Origin of the sequence: Qipengyuania sphaerica, from assembly GCF_019711595.1 — a bacterium.
In the GTDB taxonomy this organism is placed as follows: domain Bacteria; phylum Pseudomonadota; class Alphaproteobacteria; order Sphingomonadales; family Sphingomonadaceae; genus Qipengyuania; species Qipengyuania sphaerica.
In genome coordinates, this window is record NZ_JAIGNR010000001.1 from 1,212,033 (window position 1) to 1,229,057 (window position 17,025).

General features: G+C 63.1%; 14 protein-coding genes. 10 read left to right on the forward strand and 4 right to left on the reverse strand.

Annotated elements, in window-relative coordinates:
* Positions 1 to 104: 104 nt before the first annotated feature.
* The gene (locus K3178_RS06010) at positions 105 to 740 is read left to right on the forward strand and encodes an HAD-IB family phosphatase (protein ID WP_221570434.1); all 636 of its coding nucleotides are present in this window, start codon (positions 105 to 107) and stop codon (positions 738 to 740) included.
* Here K3178_RS06010 and K3178_RS06015 read toward each other — a convergent pair.
* Both K3178_RS06015 and K3178_RS06020 read right to left on the reverse strand, forming a co-directional pair.
* Positions 737 to 1,831 carry a glycosyltransferase family 4 protein gene (locus K3178_RS06015; protein WP_345719852.1) on the reverse strand — a complete coding sequence of 365 codons (1,095 nt, stop codon included), beginning with the start codon at positions 1,829 to 1,831 and terminating at the stop codon, positions 737 to 739. The genes K3178_RS06010 and K3178_RS06015 overlap by 4 nt on opposite strands.
* Entirely contained in the window at positions 1,828 to 3,000 is a 1,173-nt protein-coding gene (locus K3178_RS06020; RefSeq protein WP_221570435.1) for a CDP-glycerol glycerophosphotransferase family protein, read from the reverse strand. Before K3178_RS06020 ends, K3178_RS06015 begins: the two co-directional genes overlap by 4 nt.
* Positions 3,001 to 3,087: 87 nt before the next feature.
* Here K3178_RS06020 and K3178_RS06025 point away from each other — a divergent pair, with 87 nt between their 5' ends.
* The 3 genes from K3178_RS06025 to K3178_RS06035 are packed head-to-tail and all read left to right on the forward strand — an operon-like array spanning position 3,088 to position 5,872.
* On the forward strand, positions 3,088 to 4,422 hold the full coding sequence (locus K3178_RS06025; RefSeq protein ID WP_221570436.1) for a lipopolysaccharide biosynthesis protein: 1,335 nt from the start codon (positions 3,088 to 3,090) through the stop codon (positions 4,420 to 4,422).
* Entirely contained in the window at positions 4,419 to 5,198 is a 780-nt protein-coding gene (locus K3178_RS06030; protein WP_345719853.1) for a nucleotidyltransferase family protein, read from the forward strand. Before K3178_RS06025 ends, K3178_RS06030 begins: the two co-directional genes overlap by 4 nt.
* 38 nt (positions 5,199 to 5,236) lie before the next feature.
* On the forward strand, positions 5,237 to 5,872 hold the full coding sequence (locus tag K3178_RS06035; protein ID WP_221570438.1) for a class I SAM-dependent methyltransferase: 636 nt from the start codon (positions 5,237 to 5,239) through the stop codon (positions 5,870 to 5,872).
* Positions 5,873 to 5,922: 50 nt separating this feature from the next.
* On the opposite strand, the gene K3178_RS06040 is transcribed toward K3178_RS06035, so the two are convergent.
* Entirely contained in the window at positions 5,923 to 8,595 is a 2,673-nt protein-coding gene (locus tag K3178_RS06040; protein ID WP_221570439.1) for an Rne/Rng family ribonuclease, read from the reverse strand.
* Between the two features lie 436 nt (positions 8,596 to 9,031).
* On the opposite strand from K3178_RS06040, the gene K3178_RS06045 reads away from it, so the two are divergent.
* The 6 genes from K3178_RS06045 (at position 9,032) to K3178_RS06070 (ending at position 16,563) form a co-directional block, all read left to right on the forward strand.
* On the forward strand, positions 9,032 to 9,895 hold the full coding sequence (locus K3178_RS06045; RefSeq protein ID WP_221570440.1) for an N-acetylmuramoyl-L-alanine amidase family protein: 864 nt from the start codon (positions 9,032 to 9,034) through the stop codon (positions 9,893 to 9,895).
* 134 nt (positions 9,896 to 10,029) lie between these two features.
* Positions 10,030 to 12,483 (forward strand): penicillin-binding protein 1A, encoded by a 2,454-nt coding sequence (locus tag K3178_RS06050; RefSeq protein ID WP_247713622.1) that lies wholly within the window; start codon positions 10,030 to 10,032, stop codon positions 12,481 to 12,483.
* 74 nt (positions 12,484 to 12,557) lie between these two features.
* Positions 12,558 to 13,685, forward strand: a complete 1,128-nt coding sequence (gene prfB, locus K3178_RS06055; RefSeq protein WP_221570442.1) for a peptide chain release factor 2 — start codon at positions 12,558 to 12,560, stop codon at positions 13,683 to 13,685.
* Between the two features lie 20 nt (positions 13,686 to 13,705).
* Complete coding sequence (locus tag K3178_RS06060; protein WP_425594609.1) at positions 13,706 to 14,395, forward strand: class I SAM-dependent methyltransferase; 690 nt, start codon at positions 13,706 to 13,708, stop codon at positions 14,393 to 14,395.
* A 39-nt stretch (positions 14,396 to 14,434) separates the two neighbouring features.
* Positions 14,435 to 15,841 carry an NAD(P)H-dependent flavin oxidoreductase gene (locus tag K3178_RS06065; RefSeq protein ID WP_221570444.1) on the forward strand — a complete coding sequence of 469 codons (1,407 nt, stop codon included), beginning with the start codon at positions 14,435 to 14,437 and terminating at the stop codon, positions 15,839 to 15,841.
* Between the two features lie 5 nt (positions 15,842 to 15,846).
* On the forward strand, positions 15,847 to 16,563 hold the full coding sequence (locus K3178_RS06070) for an alpha/beta hydrolase family protein (RefSeq protein ID WP_221570445.1): 717 nt from the start codon (positions 15,847 to 15,849) through the stop codon (positions 16,561 to 16,563).
* Here K3178_RS06070 and K3178_RS06075 read toward each other — a convergent pair.
* Positions 16,560 to 16,988, reverse strand: a complete 429-nt coding sequence (locus K3178_RS06075; RefSeq protein WP_221570446.1) for a nuclear transport factor 2 family protein — start codon at positions 16,986 to 16,988, stop codon at positions 16,560 to 16,562. The two genes, K3178_RS06070 and K3178_RS06075, sit on opposite strands and share 4 nt — an antisense overlap.
* Positions 16,989 to 17,025 lie beyond the last annotated feature (37 nt).

The following is a 17,025-nucleotide window of genomic DNA, read 5'->3' on the forward strand; positions in this document are numbered from 1 at the left end:
GGTTGCGCCCTCTCTAGCCGCTGCGGCGCACGGTGCAAGGGGAGGCGCACGCGAAATTCGCATCGCTTGATGCATGGCAGTGAACCTGCCACGGGCGTGAGCCTATGAAGGTGGCGATTTACGATCTCGACAAGACGCTGGTGCGGCGGGCGACTTTCACGCCCTTCCTTGCCTTTGCGGCGAGGCGGATTGCGCCGTGGCGGCTCGCCTTGCTGCCTGTGTGGGTGCTGATGATGATCGGCTATCGGATCGGGCTGTACGACCGCACTGCGCTCAAGACTGCGGGAATGAAACTGATGCTTGGGCGGCAGGATCTGGCACGGCTAGAGGATGTCGGGCGCGAGTTCGCCGATCACCATGTCGCTCGTGCGGGCTGGCTGCCCGGTGTCTTGGCATTGGTCCAGCAGGATCGGGAGGCCGGTGCGCAGCTGGTGGTAGCTACGGCGGCGTTCGAATTCTATGCGCGCGCCTTCGCCTCAAAGCTGGGCATAGGCCATGTCATCGCCACGCGCTGGGATGGAAGCCAAATCCCGGGGGGTAATTGCTATGGCGCTAACAAGCGGGAACGGGTCCGCGACTGGCTCGACGGTCGCAAGGCCGAAATCCGCTTTGTCAGCGACAGTTTCGCGGATGAGCCTTTGTTGTCGGAAGCCGAGGAGGCGTTTTTCGTGACGACCAGCGCTCGCAAGGCGGCGCGAGCCGAGGCGAAGGGTTGGCGGGTGATCTCCGGTGAGAATTAAGGCGCGGACAGTCTTCGCAGCGCTGCAACGATTTCCGCTGCCTTGGTTTCGAACTGCAGCTTCGAATAGCGTTCGAGCACGCGCTTGCGCCCGGCTTGCCCCATCGATGCAAGCTCCGCAGGGTTCTCCAGCAGCTCTGCAATAGCCTCGGCAAGCGCGGTGGCATCTTCCGGAGCGACAATGCGGCCCAGTTCGGGATCGTCGACCGTATAGGGCATTTCTCCGGTGCGCGAGACGATCACGGGGAGGGATGCCTGCATGGCTTCATGCATGGCGATGCAAAAGCCTTCACGGCGCGAGGGCTGGAGGTAGAGGTGGAGACCGGCGAGAAACCGCTGCGGATCGTCGATGAAACCGGCGAATTCGAGGTCGGAAAGCCCTGCTGCGTGCGCCCGATCTCGAAGCGCCCGTTCTTCCGGACCGCTGCCCCCGATTACTATTGAGAATTCGGGCAGCTTGCGGGACTTAAGCAGAGCAAGGGCGTCGATCAGCACGTCATAGCCCTTGCTGACATGCAACCGCCCCATGGCGCCGAGGCGGACGGGTTCGCCTTCCTGCCAGGGATCGGCCTGCGGCGCCTCAGGATCGGCCGCAAAGATCGGCCAGGTCATGACCTTTTCCGGCTCGATTTGCAGTCGTTTGCGGGTGAGTGCGGCAACCTCCTCGCTATCGGCGATCCAGAGGTCGGAAGCCTTGCGTCGCCAGCGCAAGAGGCGCTCGTTCCAGGGTTTGAGGAAGGCGCTGTGCTGCCAGCTTACGACCGGCACGCCAAGGCTGCGACCCACTGCTTGTCCGACCAGCGTAGCCCTCGTGAGCGAGGTCCAAACGGCGCCGGGACGGAATGCCGCAATTTCGCGTTTCGCCCAAAGCCAGGCAGCAAGGTGATCGTTCAAGCCACCTTCGAAAATGACCGGTTCTATGCCTGCCGCTTCCAATCGGGCGATCGCCTTGCCGTCCTTGCGTGCGAGCGCGAAGAGTTTCACCTCCGCTCCCGCTTGCTCGATGCTGCGGATGATAGCGGGCAGGGGGGACTGCGCCCCGCCGCCCTCCATCGAGTTGATTAGATAGGCGAAGCGAAAGGGTTCGCTCACGCGCGCCTGCTCTCGAGAAGCTCTGCGATCGCATTGGCCGCGCGCTCGGACGCGGGCGTGTCGCTGAGATCGAAGGTGTAATCGACCAGTTCCTGCTGCGCTTCGCGGTATTGCTCTCCGAGCGCACCGTAATGGTCGAGCATGGCGGTGAGCGAGGCCAGGTCGTGCAGGACCGGGCCCGCCTTCCAGAAGTGGTGCCACTCGTCATCCTCGGCTCGCGCATCCGAACGGGCATCGAGGAAAAAAGCGGGACGCGGGCGTACGAGGAATTCGTACACCTGGCTCGAAACATCGCCGATATAGGCATCGGCGGAGAGAGTGTAGGCCATGTCGAACAGGTGCGGGCCGTCGACATCGACCAGCACGTTGTCGGCCTCGATTGCTTCCTCGGGGACCTCGGGGCGGCGCCGAGCCTGTTTGTATTCGGGCGAAATGTGCGTTTCCTTGCGGAACAGCATGACATGGGGCGCGAAAATCAGGTTGAAGCGCTGGCCCTCCGGGCTCGCAAACCACCGCAACAGGTCTGGGCCGATATTGTACCAGCTGGAAAGGTGCGGATCGAAATGCGGATTGTAGAGGAAAGTCGGGCGGCCGTTGCCGAAGAAATCGGGTTTGGCATCGAGGTCCACCGTCTCGAACTTGGGATAGCCGATAACCACCACCTTCTCGCGCGGTACTCCATGCTCGACCAGCTGGTCGACGACCTTGCGCCCGGCCACGAATGCGCGATCGAATTTCTTGTAATCCGGGTGGTAGGCCACGCTCCGGTCACCGGCACCGTGCGGGATCTTCGCGTAAAGCGGGGTCTTTTCCGGCGCGAGATGCTTCTTGGTTCGCAAGCACGTCCGCTCGGTCGACATGACCAGGTCAGCCTGTTCGAAAAGCTCAAGGTTCAGCCGCAGGCGCAAGAGGCGCGAAGCGGGCAGGATCCTGTCGGCAATCGAAGAAACCCACCGCGCCCATCGGGGCAAGGCAAGCTGGACGAAACGCAGGTTTCCGCAGGGCTCGTCACCGATGATGTCCAGAACCTGATTGCGGATGCGATCGGTCGCATAGCCGACCACGCAATCGATTTCCGGATGCAGGCGCGCGGTAGCTGCAGCCACTCCGGCAAGATGCGCCACCTGGTGCGGGGCATCGTGATTGAACAGGAACAGCACGTTCGCCATGGGGCAAGCCGTTAGGCGAGCGCGCCGGAAATGCAAAGCCGTTGCGGCGGCATTGCCCTAGCGCTTCTCATCGTCCAAAGGGCGCGGATGGACGCCCCCGAAAGCGCGACACCGGCCCGCAAGTCCGGCTTCGCCAACATCCTGAGAAATCTCGCCTGGCTGCTCGGGGGCAAAGGTTTCGCAGCAGTGTGCAGCCTGGCCTATCTGGCGATCCTCGCCCGCTCGCTCGAACTCAAGGATTTCGGCCACTTTTCGCTGATCTTTGCCACCGGGCAATTGCTCTGCGCGCTGGCCACGTTCGAGACATGGCAGACGGTCGTTCGCTTTGGTGCCGGACCGGTCCACAAGCGGAATTGGCGGGAGTTCGGCAATCTCGCATGGCTATGCGGGTCGCTCGACGTCTTCGGTGCCATCATCGGCTGCATCATCGCAGGCGTGGTTTATTACGGCTTCGGCGCCCTGCTCGATCTTAACCCGCAATATGTCGACATGGCCTTTGCCTTCAACTGCGCCATGCTGTGGTCGCGCATGACCACGCCGACCGGAATCGTGCGCGTACTCGATCGTTTCGATGTCGGAACCTATGTCGAGGCGGTCATGCCGGCGGGGCGACTGCTCGCCGCCCTGTTCATCATGGCAATCGGGGCGACGGTCGGGCGGTTCCTATTCGCCTGGGCTTTCATAGACCTGCTGGTCGGCGCGCTTTACTGGTTTGCTGCGTGGAGGCTGGCGCCCGAGGCCCTGCATCGCGGGAATTTTCGCAACCCGATCACTGCTCTTCGCGAGAACCGACCCTTGGGGCGCTTCTTTGCGATAACCTACGGGTCCTCCTCGCTCGACGCATTGACGCGGCAGGGTCCGCTCCTCGCCGTGGGCTATTTCCTCGGCACGAGTGCCGCAGGTCTTTACCGGCTTGCCGACCAGTTGGCGCTCGGCGTGGCGCGGGTCGCCAATATGATCGCGCGTGCCGCACTGCCAGAATTCGTCATGGCACAAGTGAGCGTCGAGGCGACCCAGTTCCGCACCATGGTCCGGCAGGTCACCGCGCTGGCGACAGTTGGCGGGATCGTCGTAGTGGCGCTTGCGCTGATGCTCGGCGATGAAATCATGCTTCTTATGGGCGGAGAGGAATTCATCCGCGCTGCTGACATCCTCGTTCCAGTTGCGGTTGCCGCATCGCTGGGTCTGGCGATGGTGGCCTTCGAGCCGATGCTCTATTCGACCAATCACGCCCAATACCCGCTGGTGATCCGCGCAATCGGGGCTGTCATGCTCGCGGCTGCGATTTACCTTGCCCAATCGGAGGGTGTCCTTGCGATCGCATGGACCGTGGCGGGGTGGGCCGCGCTGATCGCAATGCTGATGGGCTTCGCAACCTGGCGCGTGATGCGCAAGATCACCCGCAAGGATTTGGCTGCGTGAGCAAGCCCGCTGCGCTGGTTCTGGCAGGTACGCGCCCGGGCGGCGATCCGTTTGCGCAGGAACTGGGCGTTGCCCACAAGGCGCTGATCGAACTTGAAGCCAGGACCTTGCTGGAACGGGTCATCACCTCATTGCGCCACGCGGGCATCGAGCGGATTGCGGTCAGCTGCGACGAGGGCGAAGTGGCTAGAATCGCGCGCCGCGAGGGAGCCGAGGTGATTCAGCCCGGACGAGGACCGAGCGCGAGCGTTGCTGCTGCTTTCGACGCGCTTGGTGCGCCGATGCTCGTGACCACGAGCGACCACGCGCTCTTGCAGCCCGAATGGGTGCGCGAGATCGTGGAAGGCACCCGCGAGGATAGCGACATTGCGGTGATGCTGGCGGAACGGTCCAGGGTGGAGGAAGCCATGCCGGGATCCAAGCGCACCTATCTGCGATTTGCCGATGGGCAATGGTCGGGCTGTAACCTCTTCTATTTGCGCACTCCCGACGCAAGGAAAGCGATCGAGACCTGGTCGATGGTCGAGGCCGATCGCAAGCGGCCTTGGCGGATTGCGGCACGTCTGGGGCTGGTCACATTGCTGTCGATGGTGCTGGGCCGGCTGACGCTTGCCGAAGGGCTCGCACGCCTGGGAAGGCGCATCGGGGTGCGGGCGCATCTCGTACCTGCAAGCAATGGCTTGGCCGCGGTGGATATCGACAAGAAAGCCGATCTGGAAGCAGTCGAGCGCCTTCTTGCGTCCCGAAACGAAGGGACTTTCCCTTCCGCCAATTGACGTTAAGGATATTCCCCGGGTCGCACCGGAGAGTGCCGATGGGGATTAAGCGCTTTTACGATGCGCATGTCATGCCGCGCATGATCACGCTTGCGTGCGGGCAGAAGGGTATCGAGGAAAGGCGGCGCGAAGTCGTCCCGCTCGCCAAAGGCAAGGTCTTCGAACTCGGCTGCGGTGGTGGCCTGAACCAGAAGTTCTACGACAGCGACAAGGTCACGGCATTCGCCGGGATCGACCCGCACGCCAAGCTTCTCGATGGTGCGCGAGAACGGGCGAAAGCCCGCGGATGGGAACACGATATCCGTGAAGGGGTAGGGGAGGCCATTCCTTTTCCGGACAGCAGTTTCGATACCGCTGTCTGCACCTACACGCTGTGTTCGGTCGACGATCCTGCACAGGTGCTATCGGAACTGCGCCGCATCCTGAAACCGCGCGGCAAGCTGATTTTTCTCGAACATGGCAAGGCGCCCGATCCGGATGTGGCACGATGGCAGGAACGGATCGAGCCGGTATGGAAGCCGCTAGCGGGTGGCTGCCACCTGACGCGGCCGATCGGATCGTCGCTGCGCGGTGCCGGGTTCGAGGTCGAGCCCATGGGGCAGGCCTATCTGGACAAGGCGCCGAAATTCATGGGCTGGATGGAATGGGGCGTGGCCCGCAGGGCCGGAGTCTGAACTAACCACTCCCCGCCTGCCGAATGGCTGGGCGGGGAGGGGTTATCAGGTTACTCGCCGAAGGTGCGCTGCCACCAGCCGCCACGCTTGGGTTTGGCGGTTTCGATGGTGCCGGCATTTTCTTCGGTCGGCTCATCCTCGGCAGAAGGGGCATCTTCGGGTGATGCTTCCTGCTCGGCCTTAGGAGCCTCGTCGGTCTTTTTCTTGCGCGTGCGCTTGGGCTTTTCAGCCGGAGCTTCGGCAGTTCCGGCTTCGGCTTCGACATCCGCCTTTTTCTTGCGGGTGCGCTTGGGCTTGGGCGCTGGTTCTGCGTCTTCCTTGACAGGCTCTGCTTCGGCCTTCTTCTTGCGCGTCCGCTTGGGCTTGGCTTCCGCTTCAGGCGCAGCCTCTTCGGCAGGAGCTTCCTCGGCCTTTTTCTTGCGCGTGCGCTTGGGCTTCGGCTTTTCTTCGGCGGCGGCTTCGGCTGTTTCCGGAGCATCTTCGGGACCAGCCACGACGGCCATGTCATCGGCTACCTGTTCCGAAACCTCGGCGAGGTTCTCGGCATCCTCTTCGGTCACTTCGCCGGCGTTGCCCTTGCCGCGACCGCGACCGCCACGGCGGCGTCCACCGCGACGGCGGCGCTTCTTGGGCCTGTCCTCACCGTCCTCCGAAGTTTCGGACTGGTCGTCCTCATCCTCGTCAGCTTCCTCATCCGAGCCGTTTTCGTCCTGCCCCTTGTTCTTGTTACGGCCGCGGCCACCACGGCGGCGGCGACGCTTCTTGCGCGGGCGGTCGTCGTCTTCCTCGTCTTCATCCGAGACGTCGATTTCTTCGTCTTCGTCCTCTTCGTCGTCGACGAGGGCTTCGAACTTGGGCGCGTCCTTCGGCTTGGGGCCATGGCTCGAGACGCTCATCTTCGCGCCTTCGTCTTCGCCCTCGGGCACGACTTCAACGGTCACGCCGTAGCGTTCCTCGATCTCAACCAGTTCGGCGCGCTTCTCGTTGAGGAGATAGACGGCAGCCTCGGTGCTGGCGGCGAGACGGATCTTGGTGCCCTTGCCCTTGGCCGCTTCCTCTTCGATGAGGCGCAGCGCGGACAGGCCTGCCGAGCTGGCAGTGCGGACGAGGCCGGTGCCATCGCAGTGCGGACATTCGCGGGTGGTCGCCTCGAGCACTCCGGTGCGCAGGCGCTGGCGGCTCATTTCCATCAGGCCGAAGCTGGAGATGCGGCCCACCTGGATACGTGCGCGGTCGTTCTTGAGCGCATCCTTCATCGCGCGCTCGACCTTGCGGGTATTTGAATGGTGTTCCTGGTCGATGAAGTCGATCACGACGAGGCCGGCCATGTCGCGCAGGCGTAGCTGACGAGCGATTTCCTTGGCGGCTTCGAGATTGGTCGAAAGCGCCGTCTGCTCGATATTGTGCTCCTTGGTGGAGCGGCCCGAGTTGATGTCGATCGAAACCAGCGCCTCGGTCGGGTTGATCACGAGGTAGCCGCCCGATTTGAGCTGCACCACCGGATCGTACATCGCCTTGAGCTGATCTTCTGCTCCGTAACGCTGGAACAGCGGCACGGGATCGGCATACTGCTTCACCCTGCGCGCGTGGCTAGGCATGAGCATCTTCATGAAGGCCTTGGCCGACTTGTAGCCCTCGTCGCCTTCGACCACCACTTCTTCGATATCGCGGTTGTAGATGTCGCGGATCGCGCGCTTGATGAGGTCGCTATCCGAATGGATCAGCGCGGGCGCTGCGGAAGCCAGCGTTTTCTCGCGAATTTCGTCCCAGAGGCGGGCGAGATAGTCAAAGTCGCGCTTGATCTCGGTCTTGGTGCGGCTGAGCCCTGCAGTGCGAACGATCAGGCCCATGCTCTTGGGCAGGCTGAGATCGCCGACGATCTGCTTCAGGCGCTTGCGGTCGCTTGCCGAATTGATCTTGCGGCTGATACCGCCGCCGTGGCTGCTGTTCGGCATGAGCACGGTGTAGCGGCCGGCGAGGCTGAGATAGGTGGTGAGGGCAGCGCCCTTGTTGCCGCGCTCTTCCTTGACGACCTGTACCAGCAGCACCTGGCGGCGCTGGATGACGTCCTGGATCTTGTACTTGCGGCGCAGCGCCATGCGCTTGGCGCGAGCTTCGTCGACTTCCTTGGCACGGCTGCGGCCGCCCTTGCCCTGGCGACGGCCGCGACCACGGCCACGGCGGCCCTTGGGCTTTTCGTCGGCCTCGTCCTCTTCGTCCGAATCTTCGTCGTCTTCGTCTTCGTCGTCGCCGTCGAGATGGCCTTCCTCGATCGTGGCGACATCGTCCTTGTCGGAAGTATCGACTTCCTCAAGACCGTCTTCGGCGATTTCTTCAGCGAGGGCTTCGGCGCTTTCTTCCTCGGCGTCGTATTCGTCGCCGGGCAGTTCGCCGCGCTCTTCCTCTTCATTGCGCAGGCGCTGCTCTTCCTCGGCCACTTCGGCCTCGGCGGCGAGCAGCGCTTCGCGGTCTTCCTTGGGGATCTGGTAATAGTCGGGATGGATTTCGCTGAAGGCGAGGAAGCCGTGACGGTTGCCGCCGAAATCGACGAATGCCGCCTGAAGCGAAGGTTCTACCCTGGTTACCTTGGCGAGGTAGATATTGCCCTTGATCTGCCTTTTGTCGGCAGATTCGAAATCGAATTCCTCAATCCGGTTTCCCTTGAGCACCGCCACCCGCGTTTCTTCCGGGTGGCGCGCGTCGATGAGCATGCGCGTTGCCATTATATATTCTCCATGCGCGAGTGCGCGGGTCTTGCCCGCTGCTGCTTTCGCGCGTCATTGTAGGAAATCCGCTTTCCCCTGAAGGGTTTGCGGCATTCGTGAGCCGGCGCACTTTCTGCGAGAAGGGCCGGTGATTCGTGTCTGCTCGGGCTTCCTTGCGCAGCTTTAGCGCGGACCGTCCCGCCGTCGCCGCAAAGCGCATCTGCGCCTGCAACTTAAGGACCGGGAGGGAGTAGGAAGTGTCCTGCATCAACCTGTACGTTCAAGGCCACGGCCGGGATGGCGGCGGCGAGCCGGGGAAGGTGACCCTCTTCGTCGCGACTTGAACGCGCCGTTCGGAGGCACCGGTTCCCGGTAAGAGGTTCGCTAGCACCGTGGGTTTCATGCCGCAACTATATTGCGCTTATCGTGCCTTAGCCCCTAACCACTTCATCGAATGACACGGCGTTTCCCGCTTCTTGCCCTGGTGCTTCTGCCACTGCTTATCGTGGGCGGGCTGGTACTGCTTGCGCGCGGCGTCGGGGTGATGGGGCCGGGCGCGGGCTACGTCATGCGTGTCGACCTGCCCCGCGAGGACGCGCCGGTTGCCCTGCCGAGCGTGGCAGGCGATTCTTCCCTGCCGTTGATCGTGATCGACCCCGGCCACGGCGGCTTCGATCCGGGCGCAACGGCGGGTGGCTACGTGGAAAAGCGCCTGGTTCTCGACCTCGCCCAAGCGCTCAAGGCGGAGATCGAGCGGCAGGGCATTGCGCGGGTCGCGCTCACCCGTGAAGACGACACCTACCTGCTTCACAACGAACGCTACCGGATTGCGCAGCGGCTCGATGCCGACCTGTTTCTTTCCATCCACGCCGACAGCGCAGGCGACAGCGAGGAAGTCGCCGGAGCTAGCATCTACACGCTCTCCAACGAGGCTTCCAGTCGGGCGGCGGCGCTCTTTGCAGCGCGCGAAAACGCATCCGACACCATCGGCGGGGTCGACTTGTCGCAGGAAAGCGACGCGGTCAGCGATATCCTCGTCGAACTGTCGCAGCGCCGGACGCAGGAGCGTTCGGGAGAGTTTGCCGCACTGATCGAGCGGCAAGGGGAGGGCATTATCCAGTTCCATCCTCAGCCGCGCCGTTCGGCCTGGCTGGCCGTGCTGCGTGCACCTGATATTCCTTCGGTCCTGTTCGAGAGCGGATTCATCTCGAACCAGGAGGATGCCCAGAGGCTTGCTTCGCCCGAGGGCCGGCAGCGTTTCGCCGAGATGATGGCGCGCGCGGTCCGTCTCTATTTCCTGCGCGAAGGCGATAGTTAGGCAAGACGCGATTCTTGTTCTGGCGTTGTCCAGAATGCGCGTGCTAGAGGCCCGACCCTCTTATGGTTGCCATTCCCGACTTGAGCTATGTCCGCCAGCGCCTGACCGGCGATCCGCAGCGTTTCGTCGCGTGGATGCGAGACAATTGGCATCACAGCCGCCGCCTCCGCGTGCTGACCTATCTTGGCGGGATCGGCCTGATCCTTCTGGTCCTTGCCTGGGCCTCGCTCGCGCGCAACCTGCCCGAAGCCGATTCGCTGCTCGAATACGAGACTCCGCTGCCCACAGTGGTACGCGGTGTCGATGGCGAAATCGTCCATTCCTACGCCCGCGAACGTCGGGTCCAGCTGCAATATGCCGATTTCCCTCAGGTGATGATCGAGGCGATTCTGTCGGCAGAAGACAAGACCTTTTTCAGCCACGGAGGCGTCGATTTCACCGGCACGCTCAACGCGGTCGTCGACTATGCCACCAAATACGGCTCCGACGAGCGCGCGGTGGGTGGTTCGACGATCACCCAGCAGGTCGCGAAGAACCTCCTTCTTGGCGACGAGTATTCGGTTACTCGCAAGCTGAAGGAAATGATCCTCGCCCAGCGCATCGAGCAGGTGCTGACCAAGGAAGAGATCCTCGAACTCTATCTCAATGAAATCGCTCTGGGACGCCGTAGCTTCGGCGTGCAGGCCGCCTCGCGCGCTTATTTCGACAAGGATGTCGGCGATCTCGAACTGCACGAGGCCGCATTTCTTGCCATCCTGCCCAAGGCGCCGGAACGCTACGGTCGTGCCCGCTATGAAGACATGGCGATCGAACGGCGCAATTTCGTGCTCGACCAGATGGTCGCCAACGGTTTCGTCAGCCGCGCAGATGCCAGCGCGGCCAAGGCCAAGCCCCTCGGCCTCGTCCAGCAGCGCACCGAACGCTCGGCGGATGCCGGTTATTTCCTCGAGGAAGTCCGCCGCCAGCTGATCGAGAAGTTCGGCGAGACTGCCGAAGAAACGGGCGAAAGCGGCGAGACGGGCAACAGCGTCTATGCCGGCGGCCTATGGGTACGCACCTCGCTCGACACCGAATTGCAGGATGCCGCCCGCGATGCCCTGCGCGCGCAATTACTGCGCTATCACGGCAATCGTGGCTACACGGGCCCGATCGCCACGCTTAATCCGGAGAATGGCGACCTCCACTCGCAGCTCGCCTCCTCCAACATCTCGATCAATTACGAGGACTGGAGGATCGGGGTCATCACCGAAGGCGGTTCCTCGCCCAAGATCGGGATGACCGATGGCGAGGATTATGCGCTCTCGGGTGCTCCGTCCTCGGTGAAGGTCGGCGATGTGGTCGCCGCGGTAAAGACCGGCGAGGGCTATGCCATCCGCGGTGTGCCGGAAGTGTCGGGGGGCTTCCTCGCGGAATCGCCCAAGACGGGCCGCGTGCTGGCCATGCAGGGCGGGTTCGACAGCCGTCTCGGCAGCTTCAACCGGGCCACTCAGGCGCTGCGCCAACCGGGTTCGACCATCAAGCCCTTCGTCTATGCCAGCGCGCTCGATCACGGGATGACTCCCGCCACCATGGTCCCTGACCAGACCTTCTGCGTCTGGCAGGGCGCGAACCTTGGCGAGAAATGCTTCCGCAACTTCGGCGGCGGTGGTGGCGGCGAACACACGATGCGCTGGGGTCTCGAGCAGAGCCGGAACCTCATGACGGTGCACATCGCCGACGATACCGGCATGCAGAACGTCACAGAAACGATCAGCCGCCTCGGTATCGGCGATTACGAACCCTATTATTCCTTCGCGCTGGGCGCTGGCGACACGACGGTTGCGAAGATGGTCAACGGCTATGCAGCGCTCGCCAACTGGGGTCGCCAGCACGAGGGCACGGTCATCGACTATGTGCAGGACCGCCGCGGCAAAGTGATCTTCCGCAGTGATCGGCGAGACTGCAACAGGTGCAATATGGATGAATGGGACGGCCAGCCCATGCCGCGTTTCGAGCCGGGCGGGCGCCAGGTGCTCGACCCGCGCACCGCCTTCCAGGTCGTCCACATGCTCCAGGGCGTGGTGACGCGCGGTACGGCAGTGCGCCTGCGCAGCCTCGATCTCCCCTTGTTCGGCAAGACCGGCACAACCAACGGACCGACCAACGCCTGGTTCGTCGGCGGAACGCCCGATATCATCGCGGGCATGTATGTCGGCTTCGACCAGCCCCGCAATCTTGGCGGGTGGGTGCAGGGCGGCAATACCGCCGCGCCGATCATGAAGCAGTTCATCGAGGCGACGCGCGATCGCTGGACCAGCGACGATTTCATCGCCCCGCCGGGCATTCGCATGGTCAAGATCGACCGGCGCAGCGGAAAGCGCGTGTTCGAAGGCACCCCGACCAACGAACCGACCGCTGCCGTTATCTGGGAAGCCTTCAAGCCCGACACCGAACCGGCTCGTGCGACACGCTCGGACGAGCTGGCAGCGAAGCGCAGCGAGATCCTCGACCTCATCCGCCGTGCACGCGAAGGGGTGAGGGGGCCGACGCAGCAAGGCCGCGACGACCAGCCAACCGACTTCGTCGAAGACCAGGGCGGCATCTACTAACCTCATACCCCGCGTTACTTTACAATCGCCGCCCGCGCGCTAGGTGGGCGGACCAGTGATTTGAGGAATTGACTATGCGTGCCGAAGGGCAGGCCAATATCGACCGTATCGAAGCAGCGCTCGCGCTCGTGCGCCAGTCGCTCGACTGGGAGCGCGCGCTGCGCCGCCTCGACGAGCTCGACGCCCGTGTGCAGGACCCAACACTGTGGGATGATCCCAAGCAGGCACAGGCGATCACGCAGGAGCAGAAGCGGCTCGAAACCGCGATCAACACCGTCCGCGACATCGAGAGCGAGATGGGCGATGCGATCGAATTCGTCGAAATGGGCGAGGCCGAGGGCGACGACGAGGTTATCGCCGAGGGTCTCACCAGCCTCCAGTCGCTCGCCGACAGGGCCGATCGCGACAAGGTGCAGGCCCTGCTTTCGGGCGAGGCAGATGCCAACGATACCTATCTCGAAATCCACGCCGGTGCCGGCGGGACCGAGAGCCAGGACTGGGCCGAAATGCTCTTCCGCATGTACGGACGCTGGGCGGAACGTCGCGGATTCAAAATCGAGACGGTCGAATACCAGGCTGGTGAACAGGCGGGCATCAAGGGCGCGACGCTGCTCATCAAGGGCGAGAATGCCTATGGCTATGCCAAGACCGAGAGCGGCGTCCACCGCCTCGTCCGTATCAGCCCCTACGACAGCTCGGCGCGCCGCCACACCAGCTTCAGCTCGGTCTGGGTCTACCCGGTGATCGACGACGATATCGACATCGAAATCAATCCAGCCGACCTCAAGATCGACACTTATCGCGCGTCAGGCGCTGGCGGCCAGCACGTCAACACCACCGATTCCGCCGTTCGCATCACCCACCAGCCCACCGGCATCGTGGTGGCAAGCCAGAACGACCGCAGCCAGCACAAGAACAAGGCCACGGCCATGAACATGCTCAAGGCGCGCCTGTTCGAACGCGAAATGGCCGAGCGGGAGGCGGCAGCTTCGGGCGAATACCAGGAAAAGAGCGAGATCGGGTGGGGACACCAGATCCGCAGCTACGTCCTGCAGCCCTACCAGATGGTCAAGGACCTGCGCACCGGCGTCACCTCGCCCACGCCAGACGATGTGCTGGACGGCGCGCTCGATCCTTTTATCTCCGCCGCGCTCGCACAGCGTGTGACGGGCGAAACGGTCGAGGTGGAGGACGCCGAGTGAATGCCGGCGCGCCTTTGCTGATCTTATCGGCCGCGCTTTTGTCGGCCTGTAAGGGGCAGGGCGAGGGCGGCTCGGGTTTTCCTGCGCCCGACCGTCCGGTATCGGAAGTTACATCGAGCCAGTTCTCTACCGAAGATCAGCGTGACAGCCGCGGTGAGGCGCAGACGGTCATGGAACTGGCGGAAATCGAAGAGGGCATGACTGTCGCCGACATTGGCGCCGGTAATGGCTATTACACCGTCCGCCTTGCCGCCCGGGTAGGCGAGGCGGGCCGCGTGCTTGCGCAGGACATCGATCCCGAGGCGCTGGACCGGCTCGGGCGCAGGGTCGAGCGGTACCGGCTCGACAATGTCTCCATCCGCCGTGGCGAATTTGCCGATCCGCGACTGCCCGCGAATAGCTTCGACCGCATCTTCCTGGTCCACATGTACCACGAGATCGAGCAACCCTACGAATTCCTCTGGCGCATGTGGCCCGCACTGCGCGCAGAGGGGCAGGTGGTCGTTGTCGATGTCGACCGGCCGACTGATGCGCACGGGATCGATCCGCTGCTGCTATCCTGCGAATTCGAGCGGGTGGGCTACGAGCTGGTCGCCTTCAAGGATGCTCCCGAACTGTCGGGCTACTATGCACAGTTCAAGGCAGCCGCTAACAGGCCTGAACCCGGAGAGATCAAGCCCTGCCGCAGCGACAGCGTGACGCAAGGCTAGACGCCGCATTGGCGTCAAACCGATAAGAGAGAGAAATACATGAGTTTCAAGGGTCTGAGCCCGATTGTTTACGGCGGACGCGAAGTCTTGCCGTTGATCGAAGGCGGCAAGGGTGTCTCCGCCACGAATCACATGAGCTCGGGCGCCTGGGCCGCTGCCGGTGGTATCGGCACGGTCAGCGCGGTGAATGCCGACAGCTATGACGAGGACGGCAATCCGATCCCGCAGGTCTATCCGCAGGCAACCCGCGTGGAGCGTTTCGAACAGCTGGTCCAGTACGGTATCGATGGCGCCACCGAACAGGTGAAGCGCGCCTATGAAATCGCCGACGGCAAGGGCGCGATCAACATCAACGTGCTGTGGGAAATGGGCGGAGCGCAGCGCGTAATGGAAGGCGTGCTGGAAAACTGCCCCGGCATGGTCACCGGCGTCACCTGCGGCGCTGGCATGCCCTACAAGCTCGCCGAGATCGCCGCGCATCACAAGGTCTACTACCTGCCGATCATCAGCTCGGCCCGTGCCTTCCGCGCCCTGTGGAAGCGCAGCTATTCCAAGGTGCCCGAATGGCTCGCGGCCGTGGTCTATGAAGATCCCTGGCTGGCTGGTGGCCACAACGGCCTCTCCAATGCCGAGGACCCGCGCAAGCCGGAAGACCCGTATCCGCGCGTGAAAGCACTGCGTGAAACCATGCGCGCCGAGGGCGTTTCCGAAGATGTCGCGATCGTCATGGCGGGCGGCGTGTGGTTCCTGCGCGAATGGAACGACTGGATCGACAATCCCGAGCTCGGGAAGATCGCCTTCCAGTTCGGCACGCGCCCGCTGCTGACGCACGAAAGCCCGATCCCGCAGGTTTGGAAGGACATGCTGCGCACGGTCGAACCAGGCGACGTGTTGCTGCACAAGTTCAGCCCAACCGGCTTCTATTCCAGCGCGGTGAAGACGCCGTTCCTTTACGATCTGATGCACCGCAGCGAGCGCCAGATCCCGATCTTCAAGCGCGATCAGGAAGAAGGCACCATCCCGCTTCTCGATCACGGCAAGGCGAAGTATTTCTTCGTCCACCCGGGCGACCAGCGCAAGGCCCTTGCCTGGATACACGAGGGCTTCACCGAACCGCTCAAGACTCCCGACGACACGGTGGTGTTTGTCACCCCCGAAAGCGCCGAGCAGATCCGCGCCGACCAGCAGGGCTGCATGGGTTGCCTGTCGCATTGCCAGTTCAGCAGCTGGAAGGACCACGACAACCACACGACTGGCCGTCTCGCCGATCCGCGCAGCTTCTGCATCCAGAAGACCCTGCAGGACATCGCCCACGGCGGCGACCCGGACGAGAACCTCGCCTTCGCCGGCCACGCAGCCTACCGCTTCAAGCAGGACCCGTTCTACTCGAACAACTTCACGCCCACCGTGGCGCAGCTGGTCGAGCGGATCCTGACAGGGGATTGACGCGAATGGGCAGAGGGAAAGGTGATGACAGCCATGCTCCCTCACTCGCGCGCTGGCTGACAGAGCCGCTGTGCCTGCCGAAAATTGCCGCCGCACCTTTTCGCGATCCGGTGGAAACGAACGTCCACGCCGCCGGAATGCCGGTCATCGTCCTGCCGGGAATGGCATCGGGTGATCGTTCGACTGCTTTACTGCGCAATTCGCTGGAAGCCGCTGGGTTTAAGCCGCGGGCAGGCGGACTGGGCCGCAACATGACGGTTTCGGCGGAGAAATTCCATTCGCTGGAGACGCTACTGGCGGATGCAGTCCAGACCGAAGGAAAGCGCGCGATCTTGATCGGATGGAGCCTTGGCGGGTTCTACACTCGGGTTCTGGCCCAGAGGCATCCCGAAAAAGTGGCTCTCGTCGCAACGCTCGGCACGCCCTTTTCAGGCAGTCGCAGGGCCAACAACGCGTGGCGGCTGTACGAACTGCTTGCCGATCATCCGGTCGATGCGCCGCCTCTGCCGGACGATCCTGCGGTCAAGCCCCCGGTTCTTACGCTTGCCTTCTGGTCGCCCGTCGATGGCGTCGTTGCTCCTGCGAGCGCGCGCGGATTACCGGGAGAACGCGACGTAGCGATCGAATTGCCTTTCCGGCATTTCGAAATGGGATGTTCGCGCCGTGCCGTGAAGCAAATCATCGAGCAAATCAGCAGCCACCTGGCCGCAGCCGACGCCTAGCGCCACAGCTGCATCGACCTGATCGCATCCGGCATCTTGCCGTCGGTATCGGGCCGCGAGATCGTGCGTTCGACGATCCTCCACTTGCGGCGAACCTTGCCCTTTCGCCACAGGTCCATGAGCCAGGTTTCCCCCGACCATTCGTGATCGCCCATGGTCGCGTCTAGCGTCATGCGGGTCGCGAAGACGGCAATGTCGCCGTGACGGCGGACGTATACCTCGTCGAAGCGGTAGCCGTTGCAGCGGAAGCGCGTGGTGGCCGCCTCGAGCCAGCTGGCACGGTCGAGGATGGCCGGACTTTTCGAACCGAGCAGGAAGATGAAGTCCTTCGAGGCGAGCGCCTTCATCTGGTTGCGGTCACGTTGCGCCCAGCTGCGCATCCAAAGATGCTCGAGAGCTTCGATCCTGGCTGAAAATTCGTCCATGGCTACAAGCGATTAGAGGCCCATGCTGCCAATGCAA